This window comes from Ensifer sesbaniae (assembly GCF_013283665.1).
In the GTDB taxonomy this organism is placed as follows: domain Bacteria; phylum Pseudomonadota; class Alphaproteobacteria; order Rhizobiales; family Rhizobiaceae; genus Ensifer; species Ensifer sesbaniae.
The window spans coordinates 2,492,699-2,508,462 of sequence record NZ_JABEKU010000001.1 but is presented as its reverse complement, the minus strand read 5'-3'; the positions used below and the strand labels follow the sequence as shown (position 1 = coordinate 2,508,462).

At 61.6% G+C, this 15,764-nt stretch carries 15 protein-coding genes and 3 pseudogenes; 6 read left to right on the top strand and 12 right to left on the bottom strand.

The window, feature by feature from the left end; all coding sequences use genetic code 11:
- Positions 1-171: 171 nt before the first annotated feature.
- From BHMPCIPO_RS32850 to BHMPCIPO_RS12220, 7 genes and pseudogenes are all read right to left on the bottom strand, one after another.
- Positions 172-318: pseudogene (locus tag BHMPCIPO_RS32850) on the bottom strand (DUF2277 family protein); the annotation flags it as partial.
- A gap of 68 nt (positions 319-386) precedes the next feature.
- Positions 387-721, bottom strand: a pseudogene (locus tag BHMPCIPO_RS12245) (GYD domain-containing protein).
- A gap of 145 nt (positions 722-866) precedes the next feature.
- Complete coding sequence (locus BHMPCIPO_RS12240; RefSeq protein WP_246304301.1) at positions 867-1,184, bottom strand: hypothetical protein; 318 nt, start codon at positions 1,182-1,184, stop codon at positions 867-869.
- A gap of 487 nt (positions 1,185-1,671) precedes the next feature.
- The gene (locus BHMPCIPO_RS12235) at positions 1,672-2,697 is read right to left on the bottom strand and encodes an IS110 family RNA-guided transposase (RefSeq protein ID WP_173516998.1); all 1,026 of its coding nucleotides are present in this window, start codon (positions 2,695-2,697) and stop codon (positions 1,672-1,674) included.
- Positions 2,698-2,819: 122 nt separating this feature from the next.
- Positions 2,820-3,815, bottom strand: a complete 996-nt coding sequence (locus BHMPCIPO_RS12230) for a HupE/UreJ family protein (RefSeq protein WP_173516997.1) — start codon at positions 3,813-3,815, stop codon at positions 2,820-2,822.
- On the bottom strand, positions 3,812-4,663 hold the full coding sequence (locus tag BHMPCIPO_RS12225; protein ID WP_173516996.1) for a peptidylprolyl isomerase: 852 nt from the start codon (positions 4,661-4,663) through the stop codon (positions 3,812-3,814). Before BHMPCIPO_RS12225 ends, BHMPCIPO_RS12230 begins: the two co-directional genes overlap by 4 nt.
- 82 nt (positions 4,664-4,745) lie before the next feature.
- A complete protein-coding gene (locus BHMPCIPO_RS12220) occupies positions 4,746-6,686 on the bottom strand; it encodes a DUF3604 domain-containing protein (RefSeq protein ID WP_173516995.1) in 1,941 nt (646 codons plus the stop codon).
- A 100-nt stretch (positions 6,687-6,786) separates the two neighbouring features.
- On the opposite strand from BHMPCIPO_RS12220, the gene BHMPCIPO_RS33450 reads away from it, so the two are divergent.
- Positions 6,787-6,909: a hypothetical protein gene (locus BHMPCIPO_RS33450; RefSeq protein WP_282439069.1), complete on the top strand. Its 123-nt coding sequence runs from the start codon at positions 6,787-6,789 to the stop codon at positions 6,907-6,909.
- Here the strand turns inward: BHMPCIPO_RS33450 and BHMPCIPO_RS12215 are convergent.
- From BHMPCIPO_RS12215 to BHMPCIPO_RS12205, 3 genes and pseudogenes are all read right to left on the bottom strand, one after another.
- Positions 6,896-7,126: a hypothetical protein gene (locus BHMPCIPO_RS12215; protein ID WP_173514881.1), complete on the bottom strand. Its 231-nt coding sequence runs from the start codon at positions 7,124-7,126 to the stop codon at positions 6,896-6,898. The genes BHMPCIPO_RS33450 and BHMPCIPO_RS12215 overlap by 14 nt on opposite strands.
- Positions 7,100-7,218, bottom strand: a pseudogene (locus BHMPCIPO_RS12210) (aldo/keto reductase); the annotation flags it as partial. The gene BHMPCIPO_RS12215 and the pseudogene BHMPCIPO_RS12210, both read right to left, overlap by 27 nt.
- A gap of 64 nt (positions 7,219-7,282) precedes the next feature.
- Entirely contained in the window at positions 7,283-7,660 is a 378-nt protein-coding gene (locus BHMPCIPO_RS12205; RefSeq protein WP_173516994.1) for a hypothetical protein, read from the bottom strand.
- Positions 7,661-7,887: 227 nt separating this feature from the next.
- On the opposite strand from BHMPCIPO_RS12205, the gene BHMPCIPO_RS12200 reads away from it, so the two are divergent.
- The 4 genes from BHMPCIPO_RS12200 to BHMPCIPO_RS12185 all read left to right on the top strand — a co-directional run bounded on the left by BHMPCIPO_RS12200 (position 7,888) and on the right by BHMPCIPO_RS12185 (position 13,386).
- Positions 7,888-8,526 (top strand): glutathione S-transferase family protein, encoded by a 639-nt coding sequence (locus BHMPCIPO_RS12200; protein ID WP_173516993.1) that lies wholly within the window; start codon positions 7,888-7,890, stop codon positions 8,524-8,526.
- A gap of 261 nt (positions 8,527-8,787) precedes the next feature.
- Positions 8,788-10,260, top strand: a complete 1,473-nt coding sequence (locus BHMPCIPO_RS12195; RefSeq protein WP_376741638.1) for a nucleobase:cation symporter-2 family protein — start codon at positions 8,788-8,790, stop codon at positions 10,258-10,260.
- Between the two features lie 345 nt (positions 10,261-10,605).
- Positions 10,606-11,211, top strand: a complete 606-nt coding sequence (locus BHMPCIPO_RS12190) for a deaminase (protein ID WP_173516991.1) — start codon at positions 10,606-10,608, stop codon at positions 11,209-11,211.
- Positions 11,212-11,481: 270 nt separating this feature from the next.
- Entirely contained in the window at positions 11,482-13,386 is a 1,905-nt protein-coding gene (locus BHMPCIPO_RS12185; protein WP_173516990.1) for an adenylate/guanylate cyclase domain-containing protein, read from the top strand.
- A 99-nt stretch (positions 13,387-13,485) separates the two neighbouring features.
- Here BHMPCIPO_RS12185 and BHMPCIPO_RS12180 read toward each other — a convergent pair whose 3' ends face one another.
- Positions 13,486-14,136, bottom strand: a complete 651-nt coding sequence (locus BHMPCIPO_RS12180) for a pyridoxamine 5'-phosphate oxidase family protein (protein ID WP_173516989.1) — start codon at positions 14,134-14,136, stop codon at positions 13,486-13,488.
- A gap of 311 nt (positions 14,137-14,447) precedes the next feature.
- Positions 14,448-15,038: a TetR/AcrR family transcriptional regulator gene (locus BHMPCIPO_RS12175; RefSeq protein ID WP_173516988.1), complete on the bottom strand. Its 591-nt coding sequence runs from the start codon at positions 15,036-15,038 to the stop codon at positions 14,448-14,450.
- Between the two features lie 170 nt (positions 15,039-15,208).
- On the opposite strand from BHMPCIPO_RS12175, the gene BHMPCIPO_RS12170 reads away from it, so the two are divergent.
- Entirely contained in the window at positions 15,209-15,631 is a 423-nt protein-coding gene (locus BHMPCIPO_RS12170) for a RidA family protein (RefSeq protein WP_173516987.1), read from the top strand.
- The last annotated feature ends 133 nt before the right edge of the window (positions 15,632-15,764 follow it).

Here is a 15,764-nt window from a genome sequence, read left to right as displayed (position 1 = left end):
GCTATCGCCGCGCGGTCAGTCTTGCGCTGAGCTTCCGCCATGGGCAGAGCCTTGCCGTCCAAGCGTTGTAAAGGAAGGGCAAAATCGGGCCGACTGCAGACAATGGCCCAAGGCTGAAATGCGCCAAATTGAGACCTGACTGAGATCTCCTGCGCGTGACGGGCGCTCTTGCGCAAACCGGATCGCCGTTCTCACGCGCGCCTTTGCCGCAACCTCCTCGCGATCACGAGGAGGTTGAGAGGTCTCCAGCCAATCGAGCAGCTCGCGGACGCATGCCGCGATCGAACCGACGGCGCGCGCGATCACGGCCTCATCGCGCGCCAACACATCGTTTCTGGCAGCGGAGGTTCGATCCGCTGCCAGCCATGTTTCAACCGGTGGCCTGCTTATTTTACCGGTGGCTTGTAGGAAGATGCGATTTTGCCCGCCTTCTCCTGAGCAGCCTTGAATTCCGCGCCCGTGAAGGCTCGCACGGTTTTGACATTCGATACGGCTCCCGATGCGCCAACGACGAGAAGTGCGGGGATCAGGTCAGCACCATCGTCGAATTCCGTGATAGCCATCCAGTCGGTTTCGCCGGTCGTGACGTAGAAAGAATGCAGTTTGCCGCCCGCTGCTTCCATGATGTCACGGGCCGCCTTTTCTCGGTTCGATGGATGGTCAACCATTCCCTTCGCTGACGTGGCTGTATAGAGCACCCTGTGGTTACGAACAGTGGCATAGCACATCCTCCCTCGATGATTGGGCAGATCAGGTGATCTGCCCAATACTCACTATCTCAAAAAACATGGCGTTAGACGAGCGTCGGACCGCAGAGCGCTGGATTCGGCATCAAGGTCGATAGTATCTGTCGCGCCGGTAATAGATCACTCGCTGCGCGATCGACGGCCCTTCAATATCAGGACCAGGAAGGCGGCAACACCCAAGGCGGTAACGAAGGCAGCCCCCGAGCCAACAATGAGCGTCATGGTGTAGAATTTGAAAGGTTCTTCTTTTGCGGTTGCAATGACCGCCCCGCGATTGCGGACTTCGCCGGCAATGATTGCCTCGATAACCGTGTATAAGACTCCTGGACCAGACACCGCTAGACCGATTGCAGCAATGATTTTACTGAGGCGGGGAAACGGCCCCACGGAGAGATGGTACGCGAGAATACGGACATAATCCCGCAGAAAGGCCACCATACCCTCTCCGAATCTTGACAGCATCCCCCGAGGTGGTGAGCGACCGTCACCTCGGAGCGCTTCGACCTCTCGGAGTTTATCCAGTAGCCGTTTCGTTGTTCTGGGCATTCGCGGGTGTTGGCTGTTTTGACGCGATCAAACTACAAGTTATCGCACGAGCCGTTTCGGTAAAGTAAAGGCGAGCCGTCAGCGCGAAGCTGCCTCACCGGACGTGTGTGGACGCTCCCTAGAATGCAAGCAAAATCTTCACTCAGTCTTGAACGGTGGTCGGGTGCTGACGTGTGTCCGGCCTCTAGTTGCGACCTTAATACGTCGCGGGCCCATATGGGAGTTCGCAGATCAGGTCCAAAACGCTCACGCGCACTCGAGGTGCCGTCCGGCAGAACTGGTTTTCCTAATCCCGTCTCGTGACCGTTTGTCCATATCCTTCGTTCGACCTGCTTACACTCGCAATGGCGGTTAGAAATCCTCTCCGCCAGAGCTGATCTTATCCTGCTAGCCGTTGTTCCTCGTAACGACCTCCGCTTGTCATAAGCGCCCAAGCAATCCGCCCCATCCTATTGGCGAGTGCAACAGTGATCAGCATCGGCGGCTTTTTGCCGATCATTCGCGATAGCCAGGATCCATCTAACGCTCCGCGCCTCGATGCCCAGCGAACAACCGCTGATGCCCCAATTATCAACAATCGACGAAGATCACGCTGCCCCATCTTCGAGGTCTTGCCGAGTCGGGGTTTGCCGCCAGAAGAATGCTGCCGCGGTGTCAAACCCATCCAAGCGGAGAAATCTCGACCTCGTGTAAACGTCTCTGCAGGCGGCGCTAAAGCTTCGAGCGCCGTCGCGATGACAGGCCCAATTCCTGGAATGCTCATGAGCCGCTTGGCAACGTCATCCTGCCGCGCCCTCCGACCAATTTCCAGGTCAAGTTCCCGAACCTTATCAACGAGTGCCCGCAATGTTAAAACCAATGCTAAGCAGGGTGCGCGTGCCGCCTCGGTCAAGCTGGAGCCATCGTCTTCAACGTGACTGATCAGAATACCGACATGCGAAGGGCCTTGGGGAACGGTAATTCCAAACTCTGCCATTAGACCACGCAAAGCATTGATGATTTGGGTCTTTTGTCGAACGAGAAGGTCACGTACCTTGAATACCGTCGCCGCAGCCTGCTTTTCCTCGCTTTTAACTGCTACGAAACGCATAGTTGGTCGCATAGCCGCCTCGCAGATGGCTTCCGCATCGGCCGCATCGTTCTTCTGGCGCTTTACGAACGGCTTGACGTAAATTGGCGCGATCAACTTCACTCGATGCCCAAGCTTGGCAATCTCGCGGCCCCAATGGTGGCTTCCGGCACACGCCTCCATTGCTACAATGCACGGATCAAGCCCCGACAGGAAGGCAAGCAACTTCTTGCTTGAAATCTTCCGCCGAAAAAGCACCGATCCATCTACGCTGGCCGCGTGAACTTGAATTATGCTCTTGGCCAAATCCAAGCCGATTATGCTAACCTTTTCCATGGACGCTCTCCCTTGTAATGGTTCCAACACAACCATTCTGGCACGAAGATGCCGTTGAGTGGGAGCGTCCACCCCATCGCTCACTTTGGCGCGCGAGGTCTCACTCGTGCGCTGACCCCGCATCACGCCGCCAGGCTGGCGATCCTGGGAATGAGCCAGAGCATCGCGCTGGTGCCGATCCCGTAGGCGATTACCCGGCGCGCAAGGGCAGGGCGGAAACTGACCACCGCGCGCGCCGCCCCGGCAATTGCCAGAGCCGCGGCAACGAAGATGAGCTGCCCTGCCTCGACGCCGAGGTTGAAGGTCAAGAGGCTGAGTGGCACGTCCGATTGCGGCAATCCGATCTCCTTGAGCGCGCCGGAGAAGCCGAAGCCGTGCAGCAGGCCGAAGGCGAAAGCAACGAGCCAGGGATAGGCCTCGGAGAGGCGCAGTTCGTTCGGTCTGGCCTTGAGCAGTTCGCTTGCGACGAAGGCGATGCTGAGGGCGATCGTCGCTTCGACCGGTTTCTGGGGCAGGCTGAAGTAGCCGAGCGATGCGCCGGCGAGCGTGATGCTGTGGGCGATGGTGAAGGCGGTGATCGTCTTGAACAGCGTAAAGCGGTCGCGGATGAGCAGCATCAGCGCAAGCACGAAGATCAGGTGATCGAAGCCGAGCAGGATGTGCTCGACGCCGAGCAGGAAATAGGTCCGGGCGACTTCGAGGCTGGTCTGCGCGCCGGCCGCCGTGAAGGAGGGCGCCTCGGGCAGGAGGCGGCCGACCTCCGTGCCGCCATTCTCGTATTCGATGCGCACCAGCGCTTCCGTCAGTGTCGCCTCGAGCCCATCGATGACGATCGCGCCCTCCCGCAATCCCCCCGCGCAGTCGACGGTCCAGCGCTCCAGATAGGCACTGCCTTCGAAGGACCGTATCGGCGTGGCCCTTTCGACGCATTGTTTCGGCAGATGCGCGTCGAGTGCCAGCCGCATCCGGCCCTGTGCCGGCACCTTCCAGAGAACGGCGAAGGCGTCGGGCTCCGTTTCGCGCATGTCGAGATAGGCCGGGCGAACCTCATGGGCCATGGCAGGGACGCCGACGAGCAGGAGGAGAGGCAGGGCGAGAAGGGCACCAAGCGTTCTCAAGGCTTGCCTCCCGCGACCGTGGGGGCTTCGACGCTGACCTCATAGCGCGCCAGCAACTCGCCGAAGCGTTGCTGCTCGAGTTCGCTGCGTCTCGCGTTTTCCCACTCCCTTACGACCTCGTCGCGGATATCCGCGAGTTGCGGCACCCGGCCCGGCCTGTGCTCCGTCACCCGGACCAGATGGAGGCCGAAGCTGCTGGCGAGCGGCCCCGTCCACTGGCCGAGCGGCGCCTTTTCGAGCCCGTCGGCGAGCGCGCCGCCAAACATCTGGTCGATCGCCGCCTTGCTCGTGAGCTGGACTGCCGCGGGAAGCAGGGAAACATCGCCAAGCGAAGCGGGGTCGGCCATGTCGTTGCTGCGGAGTTCCGCGAGCAAGGCGGCGGCGTCCTTGGCCATCATGTCGCCGTGCCGGGCCGGATTGAGGAAGAGCTGCTCGAATGCCAGCGTCGCATCGGTGGCGAAGGCCGCCGGATTGGCCGCGAGATAAGCTTCCAATTCCGGATCGGTGACCGCTACCGGGACGGCGTCGGCGGCATTCAGGAACTCGATCTTCTGGCGCAGGCGGCGGCGCACGACCGTGTCGTCCCGGTCGAGCCCGAGTTCCAGCGCCTGGCGCACCAGAACTTCCTCCTTCACATAGTCGTCGATCATGCCCTTCAGCTCGTCCGCCGTCGGCGAGCGCTGCCAGGTCTTGGTGAAGACCGTGGCCATCTGCTCGATCTTCGAGGCGCTGACGACGATTTTATCCGGGTGATCCGCGTCACCGCGCAGAAGCCCGTGCACGGCGAAAATCAAAAGCGCAAGGGCCAGGAAATGGACCAGCGGCTCTCGTAACAGGCGTTTCAGCATGGCCGTGCTCGCTCGTTTGACGGAAAGGGGCGGGCGCACGGTTCTTGTGCGTCCGCTTGCATGCCGTCATCCATCTCCCGGATTATGGCGTGTACCAGATGGGCGAGGTGTAGGCGCGCTCGATCACGGTCATGCGCGTGCCTTCCAGCGGCTTCGTTCCGAAACGCTTGGCGTCATAGGCCGTCCACCGCGGCGTCGGGATTTCAAGAACGCGGCCGTAATAGAATGCCTTCTGCTTCGGGTCGAACTGCGGATCCTTCCAGACCGCGATCAGCTCCGGAGCGCCGATGGTGTTGGTCCATGTGGCATTCGCGACATCGACGGTATCGCCGACGGAAGGCACCTTGCCGTCCGGCCCCGGCTTGCGGTCGCCACCCCAGGCGACATCATAGACCTGTTCGTGCGTTTCGCCCTTGTCGTCGAGCCAGCCCTTGACGATCTGGTAGCGGTCGAGATTGGCGCCGATCGGGTCGCGGAGCGCGGCGACGAGAAATGTCGGGGTCTTGCCCTCGGGTGCCGCCGTCAGGTCGCCGCCCATCGGCACGCCCTTGGCATAGCCGATGACGCCGGGATTGCGGCCTTCGGCATCGGCCGGTTCGAAGTCCCAGCCGCCGAAGAAGCGCACGAGCATGCGCGGGCCCGTCGTCGCATAGGTCTCCTTGCGCTGCATGGCGTCCCAGATGGATTCGCGGGTATTCTCTTCGGCCCAGACGGCCGCGTAGCCGGAGGCGCCGACTTCCCAGTCCATCACGGTGATATTGGTCTTGGCGTCCTTGACGAAGGTCGCCGTCATTCGTTCCGGGCTCGGTTCCTGCGGCGTCGTCTTGCCGAAGAAGTTCTCTTCCTCCATGGCCGTCAGGCCGGTATGGGAGTCCGAGCTGCCCACCAGCCCGAACTTGTAAGGATTGGTGCCGAGCTGAGCTTCGAGCTTGAGGCCGTTCTTGAAGGCCGAGCGGGCATATTCGAATTCGAGCATGTCAGGCGTCTTGCGCTCGCTGCCATCGAGATTGCCGAAGTCCCAGATCTCGAAGTTCGCGAACTCGTCATTGGGCGAGAGCGCCGGGTGAGCCTCGCCGGTGCCCTTGGTCTGGGTTGTCTCATAGAGCCTTTCCCAGCGGGCGCGTTGCTCGACATAGTCCTTGTCCACCGGCTTGCCGGTGAAGGATTCGATCATCGGGAACATGCGCCCGTTGGACAGGTTGCCGTTGTGGGCGATCGCCAGCACATTGCCGCCGGTCTTGTCCTCGTAGGCCTGCATCCACTTCCACAGGTCGCGCGGATTGTCGCTGCCGAGCGGCTTCAGCGTCGTATAGGGCACCACTTCGCTCGCCTTGTCGCCATTGTCGCGGAAGATGACGTTGCGGTGCAGGTTGTTGCCCGCCGTGTTCGATGTCCATTCATAGCCGATGAACGCCGTGAAGCGGCCGGGCTCGTTATATTCCTCGGCCGCCTTGATCGTGTCCTGCCAGGCGTTCTTGTAGGGGCGCGTGTCGGGCCCGTAGATCATCGATTTCGGCAAGGTGCCCTTGCCGAAGCTGAAGATGATTTCCAGCGCGGCCTTTCCGCCCTGGCCGGATTTGATCATCTCATACCAGGTCTTGGCCTGCGGGTCGGAGATCACGTCCGGCTTGCCGGCGAAGAGGTCCGGGAACATGCCCATGTTGTCGGAATGGTCGGCGACCACCAGGAAGTCGAGCGGGCGCGACAGCTTGGCGGGCTGGCCGCTCGACGCCATGACCTCTTCGCCGCGGGCAAAGCGATAGGCATCGCGTGGCGTCAGCCGCGCCCCAAAGGCTCCGGCGTCGAACGAGGCTCCGGTATGAAGATGCGTGTCGCCGAACAGCGGACGGGTCGGAAAATTGCGACCCGCATAGGGCGAATAGAGCGGCTTGGCAGCAAAGGCCTTTTCGGCCTTGGCCGCGTCCAACGTGCCGGTATCGCCGTGGTCCTGCGCGGCTGCCGAAAGCGCCGGACCGAGGCTCAGAATGCTTGCAAGAAGGAATTTCGCAGACTTGTTTCTCATCGCATTCCCCTCCGTGCGGCACGGCCGCTTCGCGAAAGACTGAGCTGCTGCGCGAAGACAATCGCACATTGTAGTCGGGGCATCCTTGACTTAAGTCAAAATGACCAAAGTGATTAGGGCAGCGCAGCCAGCCATCTTCACCGACCGGGTGAAGGCGGCGCATGTGATCCGCCGGGTGCTTCTGCGCCAGATCGCCATCACCAACTATGTCAATCCGTTCTGAACGGGCGAAGCTGCGCAGGTCCCGTCCGCAGGATGACGGACGAGGGGAAGCCGAATGCCTTGCAGCAATGCAATTCCGGGCGGAAAACCGCTTCGCACTTTTCCTGGAATTGCCTGGCTATATGACGCAATTCCGGACGGAAAACCGCTTCACACTTTTCCTGGAATTGCTTAGCCGCCAATCGGTAGGGCGGGCGTCCGGCGAGCGCCTCGCCCATGCGGATCTCGGCAAGGCCGGCGCCGTAAAAGGGGCGTTGTCGAAATAGCGGATACCGTCGTTCCAGGCGGCTTCGACGGTCGCGAGCGCTTCCGGGGGCCGCCGGGGCGGGAGCGAAGGTCGCCCCAACCGTCGACGGCAAGCCCCCGAATGCATTTTACCAGTTGTTGTAACCGCGAATCGGGCAACTGGGGTGAAGACCGAAGATGATCGTGCGACGGTGCGACCCTCTAATTTCGATCCATTGATTGGTGGTTCGACCGACTCTGGCGCCGTCCAGGCCCTCGGCCCGCGCTATCGCCAAGGCCCGTTGCCGGGTGCAAATGCGGCGCTGCGCGCGGCGATCGCGATAGTAGCGGTCACGATAGTAACGGTCACGATAGTAGCCGTCGCCGCCATAATCCTCGTCGTAATAGCGTCGGCCATCGTCATATCTCGGCCCATCGCCATCGATATAGAACTCGACGCCCTGAGCCAGTGCTGCGCCCGGTATCAGCGACGCGAGCAGCAGGCTGATCGAAATGATCTTCTTCATGTATGTCACTCCTAAACGGCGGTGCCATTTAGCGCTCGTATTTATGAACGCAGCCAGAACGGAATTGTTCATGCAGCGAAAAATCCGTGCCGATCGCCGGCGTGCTTGCATCGCTATCCGTGAGTCCAACTCAAATGCGCATGTTTTTTGAGTGATTCACATTTGCCTGTGTCGGCCTCAGCCGCCTTCCTTCGTCCTTGGAACACACGAACAGAGGACCAGGCCGCATGAAGCTCTATTTCAGCCGCAACCCCAATCCTCGGCTCGCAGTCGCCACTGCCCGCTTTCTAAAGGCGGAGGTCGAGCTTGCATTTGCCACGCCGCAGGCTGCGGGTGAGCGGGCGCGCTACGAGGCGCTCAATCCCAATCTGCTGCTGCCGATTCTGGCGCGCCCCGGCCGGGCGCTTTGGGAGGCGGATGCGATCGCCTGTTACCTTTCCCGCCAGGCCAGCTCCAGCTTCTGGCGCAGGGATGACGACGAGCCAGAGATGATCCGTTGGGTGAGCTGGGGCAAGGAGAACTTCGTCAGAGCATGCGACATGGTGCATTGGGAGCGGGGCACCAAGCTGCGCTACGGCATCGGCCCGTGCGACGAAGCGATGGTGGAGGAGGGGCTGAAGGCCTTTCACAAGGCGGCCGGGATCCTCGAGGCGGAACTCTCCGGCCGCGCCTGGCTGGTGGGCGACACGGTCTCCTTTGCCGATTTCCGCATGGCGACGTTCCTGCCTTACAATGATGCCGCGCGGCTGCCGATCGCGGACTATCCGGCGCTCACGCGCTGGGCCGGGCAACTGGACGAGATCGAGGCCTGGCGCGATCCGTTCCGCGGGCTGGTGGCGCCGGAACTGCCGCCGATACCGGGCTGAACGGGCAGTTTGTACATCTTCGAGCCCTGTTGCATGATGGCGCCTACCGGGCTCCTGCGGCGCCCCGCCAAGCGCTGCAATCGGCGGTCCGGCTGGCGTTTGCGGAGGGGCCGAGGGGCCAGATGGCGGCCGCGCCCATTCCCGGTCGAATCCCGAAAGGTGTTTCGCTTTTTTTAGGAAAGCGGGATTTGCCGTCCTTCAGTACCTTTTTGGTTGTCCCGCGGGAGACGGGGCAATCACAAAGGTATGGAGGAGATACCCTTGGCAAGCATTGCAGAGGAAAACGCACTACCGGAGAATCCCGAAGACGAACGGCTGAGCATCGGCGCCAATCTGGCCTACGGCCTGCAGCACGTCTTGACCATGTATGGCGGCATCGTCGCCGTTCCCCTGATCCTCGGCCAGGCGGCCGGGCTTAATTCCAGCGATGTCGGCCTGCTCGTCACCGCCTCGCTCTTTGCCGGCGGTCTTGCGACCATCCTGCAGACGATCGGCCTGCCGTTCTTCGGCAGCCGCCTGCCGCTGGTGCAGGGCGTTTCGTTCTCGGGTGTGGCGACGATGATTGCGATATCCGGCAATGGCGGCATTCCGGCGGTCCTCGGCGCCGTCATCGCGGCCTCGCTGATCGGCCTCCTGATCACGCCGGTATTTTCGCGCGTCACGCGCTTCTTTCCGCCGCTGGTGACCGGTATCGTCATCACCACCATCGGCCTCACCCTGATGCCGGTGGCGGCACTCTGGGCCATGGGCGGCAACAAGGCGGCGCCGGACTTCGGCAGCACCGCCAATATCCAGCTTGCGGCGGTAACGCTGATCATCGTGCTGCTCTTGAGCAAGCTCGGCAATGCTGCGATCTCCAGGCTTTCGATCCTGCTGTCGATCGTGATCGGCACCGGCATCGCCTATGTGGCCGGCATGACCGATTTTTCGCAGGTCGCAAACGGCCCGGTCTTCGCGCTGCCGAAGATCTTCCATTTCGGCTACCCGACCTTCGAGCTTGCCGCGATCATCTCCATGCTGATCGTCATCATGGTGACGCTCGTCGAAACCTCGGCCGACATTCTTGCCGTCGGTGAGATCGTCGAGACCAAGGTGGATTCGCGCCGGCTCGGCGACGGGCTTCGCGCCGACATGCTGTCGAGCATCCTGGCGCCGATCGTCGGCTCCTTCACCCAGAGCGCCTTTGCCCAGAATGTCGGCCTGGTGGCGGTCACCGGCGTCAAGAGCCGCTATGTGGTGGCAACGGGCGGCCTGTTCCTGGTGACGCTCGGCCTGCTGCCGATCATGGGGCGCGTCGTTGCTTCCGTTCCGACCTCCGTCCTCGGCGGCGCCGGCCTCGTGCTCTTCGGCACGGTTGCGGCCAGCGGCATCCGCACGTTGTCCAAGGTCGAGTATAACAACAACATGAACCTGGTGATCGTCGCCACCTCGATCGGCTTCGGCATGATCCCGATCGCAGCGCCCGGCTTCTACGAGCATTTCCCGGCCTGGGTCGCGACGATTTTCCATTCGGGCATCTCGTCGGCCGCCGTGATGGCGATCCTGCTCAACCTCCTGTTCAACCACCTTACGGCAGGCAATTCCGACCAGCAGTCGGTCTTCGTCGCGGCAACGGAGCGGACGATCCGCTACCAGGACATCGCCCGCCTGCACGACGGCGACTACTTCCTCAACGGCAAGCTCTACGATGTCAAAGGCATCGAGGTGCCGCTGGTTGCCGCGGAGGCGCATTGAACCGGCTCGATCTCTGGAACCCGCAATCCCGGACCGCAAAGCCGGGATTGTTTTTGAATACGCAATCCCCAGGAAAACCGCTTCGCACTTTTCCTGGGATTGCTTTGAGACCCGCAATCCCGGACGGAAAACCGCTTCGCACTTTTCCTGGGATTGCTCTGAGACCCGCAATCCCCAGGAAAACCGCTTCGCACTTTTCCTGGGATTGCTTTGAGACCCGCAATCCCGGACGGAAAACCGCTTCGCACTTTTCCTGGGATTGCTTTGAAACCCGCCATTCCGGGCAGGAAGCCGCTTCCTGTTTTTCCTGGCGTTGATTGAAAACCCAACAAAAGGACATTGGGAATGACACAAGGAACCGACAACTACCAACTCCTCGACGCGCTGCTCGGCGCCATGGAGCGCGGCATCATCCCGGCAACGGAAGCGGGCGTTGCCGCCGGCAACAAGATCTTCGGCGCGGCACTCATGTGCAAGTCCGATCTTTCGACCGTGCTCGTCGAGACCAACAACGAGACGGAAAACCCGCTCTGGCACGGCGAAGTGCACACGCTGAAGCGCTTCTACGAGATCGAAGGCAGCGCGCGGCCGGATAGCCGCGACCTCATCTTCCTCTCCACGCACGAGCCCTGCTCGATGTGCCTGTCGGCGATCACCTGGGCGGGCTTCGACAATTTCTATTACTTCTTCAGCCATGAGGATTCCCGCGACTCCTTCTCCATCCCTCACGATCTCAAGATCCTGAAGGAGGTCTTCACGCTGGAGCCCGGCGGCTACAACCGGACGAATGCGTTCTGGAAGGGCCAGTCGATCCACGCCCTGATCGATGGCCTGCCCGAGCCGCAGCGCAACGAACTGAAGTCCCGCGCCGATGCGATCCGCGCCAAATATGACGAACTCTCGGCCGCCTATCAGGCAAGCAAGGACGGCAATGCCATCCCGTTGAACTAGAGCGCCGTGCGTTCTTATGAACGCACTAAGGTCGCTCTAGCACTTTGTTTCTAGAGCATCTTTCCGCTTCCAGTGGTTCCACTTGAGAGCGGATGCTCTAGACCTGAACGGGCGGCGTTTTCCGCTGCGGGTCACCTGCCGAATGCCGGGCCATTTCATTGTCCATGCTATTCGATGAAATGGCCTATTTCTTTGAAAGATTGCGCATTCCTGCCGACGCGGGCAGGTGCTAGGTTCCCCGAAACTCAGTCGCGTTTTTGGGGGAATCGCGTGAACTGGTCCAAACCTCTCAGAGTGCATCTCAGCGTGCTCGTCGTCGCGCTGTTGCTTCTAACGGCGACGCCGATCATCTGGATGGCGTTCAGCCAAGGGCGGCAGGCGGCGATCCTCGCCGGCGAGAAGCACATGCGGGAGATGAGCCTGCGGCTGATCGAAGGATACCGGAATGCGCTAGAGGGCGGCCAGGAGGCGGTTGCGCTTGCCTCCACGGTGCCGCAGCTTGCCGTCGCGCCGCCCGGAGACCTGGAGCCGAAGACACAGTTCTTCCTGGAAGTGCTCAGAAGCGTTTCCAACGCGACGAGCATCTATGCGGGCTATCCCGACGGCTCCTACCTGCAGGTGATCAACACGGAGAGGGACTATGTCCGCCAGAGCCTCCGCGCGCCGGCGGGCACCGCGTTTGCCGTGCGGGTGCTTGCCCATGGGCAGAGCGTTGGCCTCGTGTCGACGCTCCGGTTTCTCGATGGCGAAGCGCGTCCGATCGGCGAGCGCCCGTTCGAGCGGACGAATTTCGATCCGCGGCAGAGCCCCTGGTACCAGGCGGCGCTGCGAAGCGGCGAGCCGGTTTCCGTCGGACCCTATGTCACCGGAACCCTCAAGGTGCCGACCCTGGCTTTGGCAACCCCCTTGAAGGGGGCCAGCAGCATCGTTGTCGGCACCAACATTCACCTGCAGACGGTCAGCCGCCTGCTCGATGCGCGGCAGATTTCGCCGCGGGCGAGGTCCTATGTCATCGGCAGCGATGACAGGCTCGTGGCCCATTCCGACCCGGCGCTCATGAGCACGATTCTCGGCGCGTGGTCGGGCGGCGGCGGGGCCAACATGCTAAGCCTCGATCCGAGCCTCGACGTCGTCGCCCGGCTGCGCAAGAAGGCAGCCTATGCGGGCGGAGGGCTTGCCGAAACCGATCTCGCCGGGGAGCGCTATCTGATCCAGATGGCGCCGGTCAGCGTTTCCGGCCTGTTCAAAGGCAGCTCGGTCGCAATCGTCGTGCCGCTGCAGGACCTTGTGGCCCAGGCGAACCGGCTGCTCATCCGCAACCTCCTGATTGCTGCCAGCCTGCTGGTGGCTGGCGTCGTCGGGTCGGTCCTGCTGTCGCGCGTGATCAGCCGCACGCTCTACCGGCTGGCGGACGAGGCGCGGCGGATCGGCGATCTGAACTTTGCCGGGAAGGGGACGCCGCATTCCTTTATCACCGAGATCAACACGCTGGCCGGCGCACTGGCCGCCAGCCGCCATGCCATCCGCCAGTTTGCGCTCTACGTGCCGCGCGAAGTGGTGCGGCGGATCGTCAATCCACGCGGGGAGGCGGTCGCCAAGGCGGCGCGGCAGGAGGTGACGGTGCTTTTCACCGACATCCGCGACTTTACCACCATATCCGAGCGGCATTCGCCCGAGGACGTGGTGGACATCCTCTCCGCCTATTTCGAGGAGCTGAACGGGATTGCCGAAGCGCATGCCGGCACGGTGGTGCAATATCTCGGCGACTCCCTGTTCGCCATGTGGAACGCACCCGTTGCGGATCCGCGGCATGCGGAAAACGGCTGTCGCTCAGCGCTCGCGATGAAGGCGGCGGTCGACCGTCTGAACGAGGCCAACCGCCGGAGCGGGCGACCGGAATTGTTCACCCGCTTCGGCCTGCATACCGGCCCGGCCGTCGTCGGCAGCTTCGGCGCGATCTCGCGCCAGCAATACACCGCCATGGGCGACACGATCAACGTCGCCTCGAGGCTCGAAGGATTGAACAAGGAGTTCGGCACAACGATCCTCGTCAGCGGCGCCGTGCGCGACGCCGTTGGCGATGCCTTTGCCTTCCGGGCGATCGGGCTCATACCGGTGAAGGGGCGCCACGAGAAGGTCGACCTCTGGGAGCTCGTGGGTGAGAGGGCCAGCTAGAGCGCGGTGCGTTCATATGAACGCTTTGAGGACACTCTAGAACATTGATTCTAGAGCATCTTTCCGCCTTCAAGTGATTCCACTTGAAAGCAGGACGCTCTAGTAAAGCGTTCTGCGATAATCCTCTTCCAGATCGTCGTCCATTTTGCGCATCTCTTCCTTATCCGTGGGTGCGCCAGTTGTTTCGTCCAGAATGATTTTTACGAGCGACGGCATCTCGGCCCGATCTTGGAAATGATCCGGGCTCCACAAATGAGAGCGCCGGAAGGCCTTGGCGCAGTGCATGAAAACCTCACTCACCCTAACCACGATCGCGAGTTTAGGCGCGCGATCGTTGACAACCATGGTCTTCAGAAGTTCGGGGTCATTTACCAGAGTGGCCTGCCCATTCACGCGTAACGTATCGTCAAACCCCGGGATGATGAACAGCAGCCCGACGCTCGGATTGGCGATGATATTGACCAGGCTGTCGAGGCGGTTGTTGCCCGGACGGTCGGGTATCGCCAGCGTATGCTCATCCAGGATTTTGACAAAACCGACAGGGTCGCCGCGGGGACTGACGTCTGCTTTTCCATCCAGATTTTGTGTGCCGATGCACAAGAAGGGCGAGCGCCTAATAAACTCTTGCGCGTGTTCCCCGAGAGTGTCCTGACATTTCAGTATTGCCAGACCATGTGTCGCATCAAAAAGACTTCTGAGAGATTGTTCATCCGTTATCGTGAATTCTTCATTGAGCTTGAGCCCCTTCATTGTCCTGCCTTTCGAAATTGGCTTGATCAGTCAGTTCCTCGGGATTCCCTAGCCAGCGCCCCAGTTTCTCAACGTTTCCGATGCGCGCTTCATCAATGAGGTACGTACCTCACGAGCAGCAGTATCGTCAAATCTCGATGCGGTCAAGAAGGCCAAGTTTGACCGATTACTGAAGTTGCAGAGCCGATATGGACCGCATTTGTGCAAGCGTCATTCCGGCGCAACGCCGAAAGCCTGTTACGGCTTTCTCGATGAAGGGAGGTCGTGGGGGCGCTGGGTCGAGCGCATCCTGTGCGAGACGCGCGGACGCTTCAGCGTTCGGCCAGAAAGCCGGAAACCATCGACCGGAAGGCGTCGATCGCCTTCGGCAGCACCGCCTTCGGATCGTCGCTGGCAGCCACCCAGAGAGCGGCGTTGAGAGCGGCGCCGCTCAAGAGCCTTGCCGCGGCTTCCGGGTCGACGGGTTTCAGGATGCCCTTTTCGAGCAGGCGCTCGACGGTCTGCCGCGTCGCCAGCAGGCAACTGTTCTGGCTCGGCCATTTCGAGGGGTCGCCGAGCACGGCGGGCCCGTCGAGCAGCACGATCCGCTGCACCTCCGGATCGAGCGCCATCTCGATATAGGCGGTGCCTTCGGCGAGCATCGCCTGCCAGCCGTCTTCGCTGCCGCTGCCGATCTCCTTGGCGCGCGCGGCCATTTCGCTGTCGATCTGGTTGACCACGGCGGCGAGCAGCCCGCGCTTGTCGCCGAAATTGTGGTAGAGCGCGCCACGCGTCAGGCCGACATCGGCAGTGAGTTCATCCATCGAGGCGGCGGCATAGCCCTTTTTCGCGAAGGCTTTGCGGCCCGCCGCGATCAGCTTGGTGCGGTTCTCTTCCATCGTCTCTTGGCGGCGTCTGGCCATGCGGTCCTCAATCTCATATACGGCACGTATATGAATTTGACATACGCGTCGTATTTGGTTAGTTCATATACGCGGCGTATATCAAATGGAGCGGGTGTTGTGAAGCTCTGCCTGATCGGGCAGCGCTCGCCCGTTTCTGCGCCCTGGATTTCAAGAAAAGGACCAGACCGATGACTTCACGCGACGCAATCTTTCCCGCCAACCGCCACGCGCTCTACGAGGCACACGGCTATTCCGCCGCGATCCGCTCCGAGGACCTGCTGTTCGTCTCCGGCCAGGTCGGCAGCCGCGAGGACGGCACGCCCGAGCCGGATTTCGCCCGCCAGGTCGAGCGTGCCTTCGACAATCTCGGGGCAACGCTGCAGGCGGCCGGCTGCAGTTTCGACGACATTGTCGACGTCACGACCTTCCACACCGACCCGGAAAACCAGTTCGAGACGATCATGGCCGTCAAGAACCGGATCTTCTCCGAAAAGCCCTATCCGAACTGGACCGCCATCGGCGTCAACTGGCTCGCCGGCTTCGATTTCGAGATCAAGGTGATCGCGCGGATTCCGGCGAGCGCGGGAATTGAGCGCGAGCGGGCGGCCTAGTTCGCGCGGGATCGCTGGCAGCCTGCTGAGCCGAAGATGCCTTCTGGCGAGCGGGAATCCCAATCTCCCTCATCCTCGTCCCTGTGGCGGGGATGTGAGCGACCCGACGTCCGTCGGGTCAAAAGAACCTTTC

Excerpts from the sequence above, each read along its gene's own strand:
- BHMPCIPO_RS12240 (WP_246304301.1), bottom strand. The coding sequence starts at position 1,184 with ATGGTGGCCTTTCTGCGGGATTATGTCCGTATTCTCGCGTACCATCTC.
- BHMPCIPO_RS12235 (WP_173516998.1), bottom strand. The coding sequence starts at position 2,697 with ATGGAAAAGGTTAGCATAATCGGCTTGGATTTGGCCAAGAGCATAATT.
- BHMPCIPO_RS12225 (WP_173516996.1), bottom strand. The coding sequence starts at position 4,663 with ATGCTGAAACGCCTGTTACGAGAGCCGCTGGTCCATTTCCTGGCCCTT.
- BHMPCIPO_RS12220 (WP_173516995.1), bottom strand. The coding sequence starts at position 6,686 with ATGAGAAACAAGTCTGCGAAATTCCTTCTTGCAAGCATTCTGAGCCTC.
- BHMPCIPO_RS33450 (WP_282439069.1), top strand. The coding sequence starts at position 6,787 with ATGACCAAAGTGATTAGGGCAGCGCAGCCAGCCATCTTCACCGACCGG.
- BHMPCIPO_RS12215 (WP_173514881.1), bottom strand. The coding sequence starts at position 7,126 with ATGGGCGAGGCGCTCGCCGGACGCCCGCCCTACCGATTGGCGGCTAAG.
- BHMPCIPO_RS12205 (WP_173516994.1), bottom strand. The coding sequence starts at position 7,660 with ATGAAGAAGATCATTTCGATCAGCCTGCTGCTCGCGTCGCTGATACCG.
- BHMPCIPO_RS12200 (WP_173516993.1), top strand. The coding sequence starts at position 7,888 with ATGAAGCTCTATTTCAGCCGCAACCCCAATCCTCGGCTCGCAGTCGCC.
- BHMPCIPO_RS12190 (WP_173516991.1), top strand. The coding sequence starts at position 10,606 with ATGACACAAGGAACCGACAACTACCAACTCCTCGACGCGCTGCTCGGC.
- BHMPCIPO_RS12180 (WP_173516989.1), bottom strand. The coding sequence starts at position 14,136 with ATGAAGGGGCTCAAGCTCAATGAAGAATTCACGATAACGGATGAACAA.
- BHMPCIPO_RS12175 (WP_173516988.1), bottom strand. The coding sequence starts at position 15,038 with ATGGCCAGACGCCGCCAAGAGACGATGGAAGAGAACCGCACCAAGCTG.
- BHMPCIPO_RS12170 (WP_173516987.1), top strand. The coding sequence starts at position 15,209 with ATGACTTCACGCGACGCAATCTTTCCCGCCAACCGCCACGCGCTCTAC.